At 62.3% G+C, this 12,928-nt stretch carries 12 protein-coding genes; 1 reads left to right on the top strand and 11 read right to left on the bottom strand.

Features of this window, described 5'->3' with window-relative positions; all coding sequences use genetic code 11:
- Window positions 1-58: 58 nt before the first annotated feature.
- The 11 genes from CHR90_RS03380 to CHR90_RS03330 form a co-directional block, all read right to left on the bottom strand.
- Window positions 59-1,060: an ABC transporter substrate-binding protein gene (locus tag CHR90_RS03380; RefSeq protein ID WP_094407567.1), complete on the bottom strand. Its 1,002-nt coding sequence runs from the start codon at window positions 1,058-1,060 to the stop codon at window positions 59-61.
- A gap of 94 nt (window positions 1,061-1,154) precedes the next feature.
- Window positions 1,155-2,087, bottom strand: coding sequence for an ABC transporter permease (locus CHR90_RS03375; protein WP_094407566.1), 933 nt, complete (start codon window positions 2,085-2,087; stop codon window positions 1,155-1,157).
- Window positions 2,084-2,986 (bottom strand): ABC transporter permease, encoded by a 903-nt coding sequence (locus CHR90_RS03370; protein WP_094407565.1) that lies wholly within the window; start codon window positions 2,984-2,986, stop codon window positions 2,084-2,086. Before CHR90_RS03370 ends, CHR90_RS03375 begins: the two co-directional genes overlap by 4 nt.
- Window positions 2,979-3,806 (bottom strand): ABC transporter ATP-binding protein, encoded by an 828-nt coding sequence (locus CHR90_RS03365; protein ID WP_094407603.1) that lies wholly within the window; start codon window positions 3,804-3,806, stop codon window positions 2,979-2,981. Before CHR90_RS03365 ends, CHR90_RS03370 begins: the two co-directional genes overlap by 8 nt.
- A gap of 99 nt (window positions 3,807-3,905) precedes the next feature.
- On the bottom strand, window positions 3,906-5,180 hold the full coding sequence (gene preA, locus CHR90_RS03360; RefSeq protein WP_094407564.1) for an NAD-dependent dihydropyrimidine dehydrogenase subunit PreA: 1,275 nt from the start codon (window positions 5,178-5,180) through the stop codon (window positions 3,906-3,908).
- 14 nt (window positions 5,181-5,194) lie between these two features.
- The gene (locus CHR90_RS03355; RefSeq protein ID WP_094407563.1) at window positions 5,195-6,526 is read right to left on the bottom strand and encodes an NAD(P)-dependent oxidoreductase; all 1,332 of its coding nucleotides are present in this window, start codon (window positions 6,524-6,526) and stop codon (window positions 5,195-5,197) included.
- 152 nt (window positions 6,527-6,678) lie between these two features.
- Entirely contained in the window at window positions 6,679-7,902 is a 1,224-nt protein-coding gene (locus tag CHR90_RS03350; RefSeq protein WP_094407602.1) for a Zn-dependent hydrolase, read from the bottom strand.
- A 263-nt stretch (window positions 7,903-8,165) separates the two neighbouring features.
- On the bottom strand, window positions 8,166-8,852 hold the full coding sequence (locus CHR90_RS03345; RefSeq protein ID WP_094407601.1) for a TetR/AcrR family transcriptional regulator: 687 nt from the start codon (window positions 8,850-8,852) through the stop codon (window positions 8,166-8,168).
- 42 nt (window positions 8,853-8,894) lie between these two features.
- Window positions 8,895-9,314: an aconitase X swivel domain-containing protein gene (locus tag CHR90_RS03340; protein ID WP_094407562.1), complete on the bottom strand. Its 420-nt coding sequence runs from the start codon at window positions 9,312-9,314 to the stop codon at window positions 8,895-8,897.
- Entirely contained in the window at window positions 9,311-10,567 is a 1,257-nt protein-coding gene (locus tag CHR90_RS03335) for an aconitase X (RefSeq protein WP_094407561.1), read from the bottom strand. Before CHR90_RS03335 ends, CHR90_RS03340 begins: the two co-directional genes overlap by 4 nt.
- A gap of 102 nt (window positions 10,568-10,669) precedes the next feature.
- Entirely contained in the window at window positions 10,670-11,674 is a 1,005-nt protein-coding gene (locus CHR90_RS03330) for a LacI family DNA-binding transcriptional regulator (protein WP_094407560.1), read from the bottom strand.
- 167 nt (window positions 11,675-11,841) lie between these two features.
- On the opposite strand from CHR90_RS03330, the gene CHR90_RS03325 reads away from it, so the two are divergent.
- Complete coding sequence (locus tag CHR90_RS03325; protein ID WP_094407559.1) at window positions 11,842-12,918, top strand: ABC transporter ATP-binding protein; 1,077 nt, start codon at window positions 11,842-11,844, stop codon at window positions 12,916-12,918.
- The last annotated feature ends 10 nt before the right edge of the window (window positions 12,919-12,928 follow it).

Below are 12,928 nucleotides of genomic sequence, written 5' to 3'. Positions count from 1 at the left end.
GGTAACGCTTTTCGTGATCGAAACGGCGGGGCTGGCCGACCCAGCCCCGCCCAGCGGCTTACTTCGCCTTATCGAAAATCTCGTGCGTCCAGGCGCCTTCCGGCTTCTTGGTGATGACGGGGGCGGATTTGCCGCCCATCAACACGGCAACCGTGCGGTCATAGGCGGCGGGATCGAGATAGCCCGTGCCTTTGGGGTTAGACCCGATGAGCTTCGCAATTTCGCCCATCATACGCTTCTGATGCTTTTCGGTCTGGGCGCCGGACGCGTCATTATCCAACACGATCCCGGCGGCGGCATCGCTATTGGCGGCGGCCCAATCCCAGCCCTTCATCGAGGCTTTGACGAACTTCGCCAGCTTTGCAGCCATTGCCGGGTCTTTCACGTGCTTACCCAGGGTATAAAGCCCATCTTCCAGCGTCGCGACGCCCTGGTCTTCGTACTTAAAGACCAGCAGATCGCTATCTTTCAGCCCGCCGTCGATGACCTGCCAATATTCATTGTAGGTCATAGTGGAGATACAGGCGGCCTGCTTTTGCAGGATCGGATCGACGTTAAAGCCCTGCTTAAGCACCGTCACGCCGCTGCCGCCCGTGGTGGCATAGCCGAGCTTATCCATCCAGGCGAGGAAGGGATATTCGTTGCCGCCGAACCAGACGCCCAGCGTCTTGCCGGGGAAGTCCTTCGGCGCGGTCACGCCGCTATCCTTGCGGCAGGTCAGCATCATGCCCGACTTCTGAAAGACCTGGGCGATATTGACGAGATCGACGCCCTTTTCGCGCGTCGCCAGCGCCGACGGCATCCAATCGACGATCACATCGGCGCCGCCGCCGGCGATCACCTGACTGGGGTTAATATCCGGCCCGCCGGCCTTAATGGTCACATCGAGACCGGCTTCCTTATAGAAACCCTTGTCTTTGGCCACATAATAGCCCGCGAACTGGGCCTGGGTGACCCACTTCAGTTGCAGCGTCAGCTTATCCTGGGCGGAAGCGCCCGTAGCGATCCCCGCCGCCAGCACCAGAGCGGATGAAACCAGCAGGCTTTTCATCGACATCATCTCAGTCCCCCAAATCGTTGCCATAAACAGTTACCGTGGAACCCCTACCCTGTGCCCCGCCCGGATTATGCGCCCCAGGTCTTGGGCATCCCTCTCACCCCCGCGCCTTGCGGAACGATGGGTGCCAGAACGTCATGCGCCGCTCGATCAGCGTGATCGTGCCGTAGAAGGCCGATCCGATCACACTGGCAACGGCAATGGTGGCCCAGACGACATCGACGTTCATCCGCGCTACCTCGGTCGAAATGCGGAACCCCATGCCGACAATCGGCGTACCGAAGAATTCGGCGACGATGGCGCCGATCAGCGCCAGGGTGGAGTTCAGCTTCAAGGCATTAAAGATCATCGGGGCTGCTGCCGGTAAACGCAAGGCGAGCAGCGTTTGCCCATAGCTGGCCCCATAGGATGTCATCAGATCGCGCTGCATCCGGTCGGTCGCCTGCAAGCCCGCCAGCGTCGAAATCAGCATCGGGAAAAAGGTCATGACGACGATCACCGCCGCCTTCGAGGGCCAATCGAAGCCGAACCACATCACCATAATCGGCGCGATGCCGACGATGGGAATGGCGCTGACGAGGTTCCCCAACGGCAACAACCCGCGTTGCAGGAACGGCGAGCGATCCACCAACAGCGCGATAATGAAAGCCGAACCATTGCCCAGCAGATAGCCCGCAATGACCGACTTCAGCACCGTCTGCTGAAAATCGGCAAATAAGATTGCGGCTTGCGCGAGAAGCGCCGCCCCGATCAGGCTGGGCGCGGGCAGCAGCACGCGGGGAATATCGAAGCCGCGCGTGACGACTTCCCAGGCGAACAGCAAGGACAGCCCAAAAATCGCCGGAACGGACCAGCCAAAGCGCGCATCAGCCTGTCTATCGTTCGACAGGCGGGTCATCAGCAGCCACGCGGCGCCAAGCGTCGCCACCGCCAAAGGCCAGAGCAGCAGACCGGCCCCCTTGGCGCTTAAGACGGCAAGGCTGGCAATCGCCCCTGCTGCCGTCGCACCGGCCAGGATCAGCGGGGTCATTTCGCCCCTCCCGCCGCTTTCGGCGCCGCTTGATAGCTGAGGGCGAAGCGTTCGATCAGCCCGATCAACGCGACCAGCGCCATGCCAAGAATGGCAGATACCACCAGCGCCGACCAAATCTGGATCGTCTGACCATAGTAAGACCCCGCCAGCAGCCGCGCCCCCAGGCCCGCCTGCGCGCCGGTCGGCAGTTCGCCGACAATCGCGCCGACCAAGGCAATCGAAATCGCCACCTTCAGGCTGGTGAATAGAAACGGCATGGCGGCGGGCCAGCGCAGTTTCCAGAAGGTTTGGCTGGGACTGGCCGAATAGGTACGCATCAGATCGAGCTGCAGTGGATCGGGGGAGCGCAGCCCCTTCACCAGCCCGATGGTGATGGGGAAAAAGCAGAGATACATCGCAATCACCGCCTTCGGCAGCAGCCCCGTCAGCCCGAGATTGCCGAGCACGACGACGATCATCGGCGCAATCGCCAGGATCGGCACGGTCTGAGACGCGATGACCCAGGGCATCAGCGATTTTTCCAGCGTGCGGACGTGAACGATGCCAAGCGCCAAGATGATGCCGAGCAGCACACCCAGCCCAAAGCCGGAGGCCATGGCCGATCCGGTCACCCAGGTATGGAACAGCAAATTGCGCGGGCTATCGAGGCGGGCAGAAAAACTCTTGGCGAGGTCAGCGTAAATCTGCTGCGGCGCGGGCAGCAGCGGGCGTTCCTGGCTCCAGGCGGCATCGATCAGTTCGGCGGTCGTCCAGGCGGTCTTGCCGTTGCGCTGCCAAAGGTCGGTGATCTGCGGCGCGTTCAGCCAAACGGATGCGGCGAGCCAGACAAGCGCCAAAACCGCCAGCACAAAGACCAGCGGCAGGCTGCGCGAGAGGGCGTGCGAAACCCTATTCATCCTGCCCATGCCCCGCCAGCAGCCCTTCGCGCACCCGGTGGGCAACTTCTAGGAAAGCCTGCGTATCGCGCGTCGCTGCCGAACGGTCGCGCGGCAGCGGGCTATCGATCACATCAATGATCCGGCCGGGCCGGGCGCTCATGATGACAATCTTGGTGGAGAGATAGACGGCTTCCGAAATCGAATGGGTGACGAAAATCACCGTCTTCTCGGTCTTCTTCCATAGGCTGAGCAACTCGTCGTTCAGCCGGTCGCGGGTGATTTCATCCAAGGCGCCGAACGGCTCGTCCATCAGCAGCAGTTGCGGCTCGAAGCTCAGGGCGCGGGCGATGGACACGCGCTGCTGCATCCCGCCCGAAAGCTGCCACGGGAATTTGCGCTCGAAGCCGGTCAGGCTGACCAATTCCAGCGCCGCCTTAGCGCGGGCCTTTTGTTCCGCCTTCGGCAACCCCATAATTTCGAGCGGCAGCATGACATTGCGCTCCACCGACCGCCAAGGATAGAGCGTCGGCGCCTGAAACACATAGCCATAGGCGCGGTCGAGCCGCGCTTGCTCCGGCGTGCCACCATTCACAAGTGCCTTGCCGGAGGTTGGGTGTTCGAGATCGGCCACCACGCGCATCAGCGTCGTCTTCCCGCAGCCGGATGGGCCGATGAAGGAAACAAAATCGCCCTTATTGATGGTCAGATTAACGTGCGACAGCGCCATTACCGGGTGATCCGCCGTTTGATAGACCAGCGACAGATCGGCAATCTCGATCACCGGCTGCGCCGCCTCTGCCCGGGCAGAACCGTTTGCCGCCGCGCTCGTCTCGTCCATCCGCATCACCTTCCGCATTCCAGCCGTCACCCACCCTAACAAGCTGCGCCTAAAAGAAAAGCGGGCACAGACTGATAAAGCCTGCGCCCGTTCCCCATCCTATTCCGCCGCGACCTTGCGCATCGGATTATTCGGATGCGTCGTCCAATTGGTATAAGGCCGATCGGTATCGACTGCCTCCATCGTGATGCACTGGGGCACCGGGCAGGCGATCATGCAGAGGTTACAGCCCACGCATTCCGAATCGACCACATCGAAGTAGCGCTTGCCGTCTTTTTCCTTGGTGATCGCCTGATGGGACGTATCTTCGCAGGCGATATGGCAACGCCCGCAGGAGATGCAGAGATCCTGATTGATCCGCGCTTTCAGGTCGTGATTGAGGTTCAGATACTGCCAATCGGTGACATTCGGGACAGCCATGCCGACGAAATCGTCGAGCGTCTTATAGCCCTTGTCGTCCATCCAATTGTTCAAGCCGTCGATCATGTCTTCGACGATCTTAAAGCCGTAGACCATCGCGGCGGTACAGACCTGTACGGCCCCGGCCCCGAGCGCCATAAACTCCGCCGCGTCGCGCCACGTGGTGATCCCGCCGATTCCGGAGATGGGAATACCGCGCGTATCCATCGTGCGGGCGATTTCGGCCACCATATTCAGAGCAATCGGCTTTACCGCCGGGCCGCAATAGCCGCCGTGGGTGCCCTTGCCGTCTACCACGGGTTCGGGGGCCATCGCGTCTAGATTGACGCTCATGATCGAATTGATCGTATTGATCAACGAGACCGCATCCGCCCCGCCCGCCTTCGCCGCCCGCGCCGGGCCGAGGATATTGGTGATATTCGGCGTTAGCTTCACGATCACTGGCATGCGGCTATACTGCTTGCACCAGCGCGTGACCATTTCGACATATTCGGGGACTTGCCCGACCGCCGCCCCCATGCCGCGTTCCGACATGCCATGCGGGCAGCCGAAGTTAAGCTCGATCCCGTCTGCGCCGGTGTCTTCCACCAGCGGCAGAATACGCTTCCAGCTGTCTTCCTCGCACGGAACCATCAGCGAGACGACCAGCGCCCGGTCGGGCCAGTCGCGCTTCACTTCTTTGATTTCGCGCAGGTTCACTTCTAGCGGCCGATCGGTGATCAGCTCGATATTATTCAGCCCCATCACCCGGCGGTCGCCATCGTGCCACGCGCCATAGCGGGAAGTGACGTTGACCACGGGCGGGTCTTCCCCCAGCGTCTTCCAGACAACGCCGCCCCAGCCCGCCTTGAACGCGCGGATGACGTTATAGGCCTTATCCGTCGGCGGGGCAGAGGCCAGCCAGAAGGGGTTCGGCGATTTGATACCTGCAAAATTGGTGCGCAAGTCAGCCATGATGCCGCCTCTCCTTAAGCCATCAGGGTTGCATGGATGGAGAGGGCGGCGCGCTTGCCGTCCTCGACCGAGGCGACCGTGAGGTCTTGTCCGCCCGCAACGCAATCGCCCCCGGCCCAGACTTTCGCTAAGCTGGTTTTGCGGTCGGCATCGACCTTGATGCGGCCTTTTTCGAGCGTCAGCCCCGGAAACTCCGGTTCCGCATAGGTCTGGCCGATAGCCTTGAAGACCTGATCGGCGGCCAGGGTGAAAGTTTCCCCCGTGCCGACCACCGCCCCGCCCTGCAGCGTCGTATATTCGAAGGTCACACCGCTGACCGCGCCGTCAGCGTTCTCGACCTTTACCGGCTTGGCCCAATGCTTAATCTTCACGCCGTTGATCTGCGCCCATTCCTGTTCGACCGGGGTGGCCGTCATGGTTTCGACGCCGCGACGGTACACCAGGGTCACATCTTCGGCGCCGAGGCGCTTGGCCTGGGTTGCCGCATCAATGGCGGTATTGCCGCCGCCGATAACGATCACCCGCCGCCCGATGGGAAGCTGGCTCAGGTCGCTCGATTGCCGCAGGCGCGCGATGAAATCGACGGCGTTTTCAACCCCTGGCAAGTCTTCGCCCGGCGCGTTCAGCGCATTAACGCCCGCGAGCCCAAGCCCCAGGAAAACCGCATCGAAGCCTTTAACGAGATCGTCCAGCGATCCATCGCGCCCAAGCTTCCAGTCGGTCACGACCGTAATGCCGCCAACCGCCAGAATGTATTCGACTTCCTTCTGCGCGAAATTAAACGGCGTCTTATAGGCGGCGATCCCATATTCATTAAGGCCGCCCAGCTTGGCGCGGCCTTCGTAGACCGTCACGTCATGGCCCAGCGTCGCGAGCTTATGCGCCGCCGAGAGGCCCGCTGGACCGCCGCCGACGACGGCAACTTTCTTGCCCGTGGGTTCGGCGCGGGTGAAGAGCTGGATGTCCTGTTCGAACAGCCAATCGGTTGCCCGCCGCTGCAAGGCGCCGATCTGCACGGCTTTATCCTCGTAAGTGTTCCGCACGCAGGCCTGTTCGCACAGAATTTCGGTCGGGCAAACGCGGGCGCACATGCCGCCCATAATATTCGCCGACAGAATATCCTGGGCCGAGCCTTTGAGATTGCCGGTGCCGATCTTCCGAATAAAACTCGGAATATCAATCCCGGTTGGGCAGGCCGTCTGGCACGGCGCATCGTAGCAAAACAGACAGCGATCCGCTTCGACCAGCGCCTGTGCTGGCGTCAGCGGCGGGTGCGCGTCGCCGAAATTTTCGGCCAGCACCGCCCCGGGCAAACGCCCGGCGGTAATATCCACTAAATCCTTCATGAAACCCTCCGTCCTCACGCCCGATACAGGCGGTCCGCTGCGTGCGGAATGACTTCGAACCCTGTTGATGTTTATTGTTGTTAGACTGAAGGATGTTTTGATCTGACCAATCGGTCAAGTAAAAACTTGACCGATTGGTCAGGATTTTCTGTTTAAGCCGTTGCTGCTTCGACCATGGCGTGCAGCAGTACATTACAGCCCGCCGCACAATCAGCCGGAGCGGCATTTTCGATTTCATTGTGGCTGATGCCGTCTTCGCAGGGGATGAAGATCATCCCGGTCGGCGCGACGCGATTGATGTAGCAGGCGTCGTGCCCGGCACCGCTGACAATTTCCATATTGGAAAACCCGAGACGCTGGGTGGCATTACGCACCGCGCCAACGCATTTTTCGTGGAAGGTCACGACCGGCGAGTGCCAAATCTGGGTAATCTCGATCTCAAGCCCTTGTTCTTCGGCGATTTTGGCCAACGAGGCCCGCATTTCCGCATCCATCGCCGTCAAAGCGTCCTCATTCGGATTGCGGAAGTCGATGGTGAAAAACACCTTGCCGGGAATGACGTTGCGCGAATTGGGAATGGGGTTCAGCAGCCCCACCGTCGCGCGCCCGAACGGCTTATGGGCCAGACCGATGCGGTTGACTTCGCCGACCATGCGCGCCGCCCCGACCAGGGCATCCTTGCGGCGCTCCATTGGCGTCGGCCCGGCATGGGCATCCTGACCGATGACGTTGACCTCGTACCAGCGCTGGCCTTGGGCATGAGTCACGACGCCGATGGTCTTGGTTTCGGCTTCCAGAATCGGCCCTTGTTCGATATGCGCTTCAAAATAAGCGCCAATCGGGCGCCCGCCGACCGGCAGGTCGCCTGCATAGCCGATGCGCTTCAACTCCTCGCCCATCGTCTTGCCGTCGAGATCGGCGCGTGACAGGCCGTAGTCGAGATCGAAAACCCCGGCAAACACACCGGACGCGACCATTGCCGGGGCGAAACGGCTGCCTTCTTCATTCGTCCAAACGGCCACTTCCACCGGGGCGTCGGTTTCAATGCCGAAATCATTCAGCGTCCGCACCACCTCAAGCCCCGCCAGCACGCCATACACGCCGTCGAATTTGCCGCCCGTCGGTTGGCTGTCGAGGTGGCTGCCAGTCATCACCGGCGGCAGATCATTATTCTTACCGGGGCGGCGAGCGAAGATATTGCCCATTTGATCGACGGAGATGGTACAGCCCGCGTCCTTGCACCATTTTACAAATAGATCGCGCCCCTCGCGGTCGAGGTCGGTCAGCGCGATGCGGCACACGCCGCCCTTTTCCGTCGCGCCGATCTTGGCCATTTCCATCAGGCTGTCCCACAGACGCGCCTCGTTCACCGCCATATTCGACCGGTCGTTGGTATTGCTGCTGGCCACGATCCTTGCTCCCCGAACTGCCTGACCCGATCAAGACTGCGGAAGGATGGACCGGGCAATAATACCCGTTCGGGGAAATTCCCCGTTGTTCACGCTCCCGCTCGAAACCCTTGGGGGGTCGCTGGGGTCTAACGCCCCGGCTTCACCCGCCCGTCCTGTTGAGCAAAAAGCAGACCAGCTTCTGACCAAACGGTCAAGAGCATCTGTTTAGGAGGACAAAAACAGCGCGATCAGCGCCCCGTCGCGAGACCGCCCAGCACCATCTGGGTCAAGAGCTGCGCCGCCTGCTCGAAATCATCGGCTTCCAGCGCCTCTTTTCGCAGCAGAATGGTGATTTGCGTGGCAAAGTCAGAATAATGCTGCGTCGTCGCCCAAATGCTGAACAGCAGGTGGCGCGGATCGACAGGCGCAAGTTCCCCCCGGTCGATCCAGCCCTGAATGACCGCCGCCTTGGCATCGACCCAGGCCAGCAACCGGTCTTCGAGATGCGCGCGGATCAGCGGCGCGCCGTTCAAAATCTCATTCGCCCAGACTTTGGACGCCTGGGGGCGCTCGCGGGAATAGTTCAGCTTAGCGCGAATATAGCGCTCCAGCGCCGGGCGGGCGGCATCCTCCACATCAAAGGCCGCCGCCGACAGCCATTCTTCCAGAATATCCTTCAGCACCCGCAGGTAGAGCGCTTCCTTCGTGCTGAAATAATAATGGATATTGGCTTTCGGGATACCCGCGCGGTCAGCGATTTTCGCCGTGGTCGCGCCGTGCAGCCCATAGGTGGCAAAGACTTCTTCTGCCACGGCCAGAATTTCAGCCTCCGACCGCGCGCGGCCCCGGCGGCCCGAGGGGGCCGGTGTATCGGGCGCTGCGACGGCAGGGGCGGAAGCGGCAGCCAGGGGCTGCACGGGAAGGCGCGTATCCATAAGCTTAATCATTCCACAGGTGCCGCGCCCCCGGCAATCGGATCAATGCGCGGGCAAAATTTCTGCGTGCCCGCCGCCCTGATTGGCCTGCAGGCGCAGACGGTCACCGGTCGCGATCCCCGCGATTTCCGCCACCAGGATCGGACAGGCAATCCCATAGAGCGAGCGGGCAACGAGCGCCGCCACGGTCAAGATCGGATCCGGCCGCGCTAAGAGAATGCCGAGCGGGCCGGTGCCGAGCCGCAAGCATTCCGCCAAAACCGAGGAGGACGACGACGAGCCGCGCGCCCCCGGCATCACCAGGATTTTCCCGGCCACACTCTCCCCCACCTGCGGGTGCGAGCGGTCGATGATCGTGCCGGTCGCCGAATCGATACCGCCCCAGAAACTCAGCGCTTCTGTCAGCACGAGCGCCGCGCCCTCCGCCTGCCCATCGGCATAGGCCCGACCTGGGCGGATCATGCGGCCCCCCGCACAACGCGCCCGGCGGCGGCGGAGGCGACACACTCTTCCAACGACCCGAACGCCACCTGCACACCGATATTCCCCGGGGCATAATGCGCCCATTTGCCGGAATTGGTCATCACCACCCCGTCGATTTGCTCTAAAACCGCCGTGATATAGGTGCAGGTATCGGCCACCGGGATAACACCGAAATCGGTAAGACCGGTCAGCGCGCCGGTTTCTTCCAGCGCCATGAGCGTCGCCCGCCCGGTATTGACATAGATCGGAACCGCACAGCGCGGCGCAATCTCGCGCACTAGCGGGATCAGCCGTTTCCATTCGGTCAGCGAGAAATGCGGCGTACCAAGGCAGACCGCCCCCAGCGGCGCCCCATCCGGCACGCTCGAAAGGCGGGCGAGGGCCGCCTCCACGTCGGCGGGCGTAATCGTGATCACCGCCAAGGGTGCCTGACCGCCGAGGGCATCGGCCAGGGTTGGCGCTTCCGGCGTGATACCGACGGCATGGAACAGCCCGACCGCCCCGGCCGAGGCGGCGGCGGCGCCCAGGGCCTTCAATTGATCCTCATCGCGTGGAACCGGCAAACCTTCGATCACGGGCACCTTCTCGACGCTCTGGCTGCCGATCAGGAGGCCTACGGCGATAAAGAGCCCGTCAGTCGCTTCCTGAGAGGCGGGGAAGCCGGTCAGGCGGAACAGGATTTGTCCGCGCCGATTTTCGTCAAGATGCAGCCCCCAAGCCGGGGCGCGACCTGTCAACGCGCAGCAGAGATCGATAAAATCGCCATAGCGGTTGGTGCGCGCGCCGATGACCGAATTCGCAAAAACAATCGCATTGGATTCGCCCCAGGCGATCTGTTCGCCAAACTTCGGCCGGAAGCGGGTCTGATAGGGCGCGCAGGTGAAGGAGGGAATGCAGCCAAGGGCGACATGCGCTTCCATCAACCGCCGCGCCGGGGCTTCGGCAGCGGGCACCAGATGGACCCGTTCCGGGTGAATAAGATCGAGCGACCCGACGTTCAGCGTCGTCGGCACGCGCACGCGCCCGTCCCCCGCCACCAGCCGTTCGACGAAATCGAGGCTAACCTGCCCGTGAAATAAGCAGCCGTCGATATGCGCGCGGGATATGTCGAGCAGTTCTTCCGCCCCTAGGGCTTCGCTGAAAGCGCTAAGAACGCTCATCGCCGAGGCCACGGCGGCCCCGGCCTCGCCGTTCAGCAACGCCTGATCCTGCGGCGTTAGTCGGAAGGCCATGCTGAATAAAACTCCCGATGGATTGCGAAGCTGCCGAGTGTAGCGGCAGTTTCTGCGATTACCACGTGGGAATTAACAGCACGCTAACGCCGCGCCATGCCTTTAAACATCTAAAGGCCGGGTGGACGCCCGCAAGACAAGGCTAACGGGAATGCGGATGGATTGCGGCAGCAAGTCTTCCCCATCAAGGCGTTGACGCAGCAAACTCACCGCCGCCGCCACGGTTTTCTCCATCGGCTGTTGCACGGTGGTCAGCCGGTACCCCGGCCAAGCGGCCATTGTGATATCGTCAAACCCAACGATGGCAACATCGCGCGGCACCGATAACCCGAGGATATGCCGGGCAGCATCGAGCGCGCCCAAGGCCATCGTATCGTTACCGCAGAAAATCGCATCGGGTGGGGTCGGGCTGGTCAGCAGGCTTAGCGCCGCGGCCTGCCCGCCTTCGTAGGTATAGTCACCGGGGGCCACTGCCACGAGACTGCCGCCCGCCGCCGCCAGGGCTTCGGTAAAGCCCGCCTGCCGCTCCCGCTCGCTGAAGGCAGCCGGGTTACCCGCAATATAGGCGATGCGGCGATGGCCCGCCGCCAGCAGGTGCCGGGCGACAAGGCGCACACCGGCGGGATTGTCGCAGCAAATCGTATCCACCCCTGGCGTCGGGCCTTTGCCCAACATGAGGATCGGCGTGTGAAAGGTTTGGGTTTCATCGAGGATCGACGGCGGCACGCTGCCCGCCGCCAGAATAATCGCATCGACCTGATAGGCCATCGCTTCCAGCAGCGCGCCGCCGGTTTCGTCTGACCGGGCGGTACGCAGCAGCAACGGTTGCCATTGTTCACCCCGCAACGCGCCGCAGAGGTGGGAGAGCAGTTGACAATCGTATAGGCTCGACAGATCGCCGGTGACAACGCCGATCAGACCGGTGCGCCGCTGGGTTAACCCGCGGGCCAACGCATTGGGGCGGTAGCCCAGATCCTGGGCAGCTTTTTCCACCTTTTCGCGCGCTTTTTTGGATACGCTTCCACCCGGGGTAAACACCCGCGATACCGTGGCTTGGGAGACCCCTGCCGCTTTGGCCACATCTTCGGCCGTAGCCCGTCGATTCATTCGAAAAATCCTTAATTTCTCTCAGTATAGCGACGGAACCCCCATCCTCCAAGCGCGTCATATTTCTGTCATCAAAGCGCAATCCCCCGGTCACGGGCCGCGTGTATCCCTGGCGCAGGAAATTGGATGCGCATTCAAATTTGCGCGCGACCCAAAAAGGACGATGGATGTTTCTGGAGATCGACCGGATTGCTGCCGCCTATGGCGCGACGCCCGTGCTCGACGGTATTTCCCTGACCGTCGCTAAAGGCGAGCTGATCGCCCTGCTCGGCGCGTCCGGCTGCGGGAAGACGACACTGCTGCGCGTGCTATCGGGCTTTCATCCAGCATCGGGCGGGCACGTCCGGCTGAATGGCGTGGATATGACCAACCTGCCACCGGAAAAGCGCGATACGGCCCTGGTCTTCCAATCCTATGCCCTGTGGCCGCATATGACGGTCGCGCAGAACGTCGGCTATGGGCTTGTGTTGCGCAAATGCCCGAAGGCCGAGATCGCCGCGAAGGTGATGGAAGCCCTAACCCGCGTCGGGTTGCATGGTTTTGCCGACCGGATGGTGACGCAGCTTTCCGGCGGGCAACGCCAGCGCGTCGCCCTCGCCCGCGCCATCGTCGTCAACCCGGCCCTCTTATTGCTGGACGAGCCGCTATCGAACCTCGACGCCCGCATCCGCCATCAGGTGCGGCACGAGATCAAGGCGCTGCAAGCCAAACTCGGCCTTACCGCCGTGCTGGTCACCCACGATCAAGAAGAAGCGATGATCATGGCCGACCGTATCGTCGTCATGCGCGGCGGGCGGATCGAGCAGATCGGCACACCGGAGGATATTTACGCCCGGCCCGCCACCGCCTTCGTCGCCGATTTCTTCGGGGCCGATAATAAGATCGAGACGGAGTATCGGTTGGACGGCGCCGATATCCATCTGACCCCGGCAGGCGGCGCCGCGCAGAGCCTGCCGCGCGATGCCTTGCGCCTGCCGGAAAACCTAGCGCCACACGGGCGCCTCGCGCTGCATTTCCGCGCCGCCGCCGTCACCCTGACCGCGCCCGATGCTGCCCCGGACGCGGCAGCGCTTAGCCTGCCCGGCACGATCCGGCAGCGCTCCTACCCCGGCGGCACCTATCGCTACGCCATTGCCTTGGGCGACGGCGCGCTGCTGGTCGATCACCCCGTTCCGCTGCCGGAGGGGGCCGCCGTGCGCGTCACCCTTCCGGCGTCGGCCCTGCTCGCCTTTCCCCTTTCCTGAGTCTTCTCAA

Source organism: Elstera cyanobacteriorum, from assembly GCF_002251735.1.
Lineage (GTDB): Bacteria > Pseudomonadota > Alphaproteobacteria > Elsterales > Elsteraceae > Elstera > Elstera cyanobacteriorum.
The sequence above is the reverse complement of the archived record's forward strand: the minus strand, read 5'-3'. Positions and strand labels throughout refer to the sequence as shown.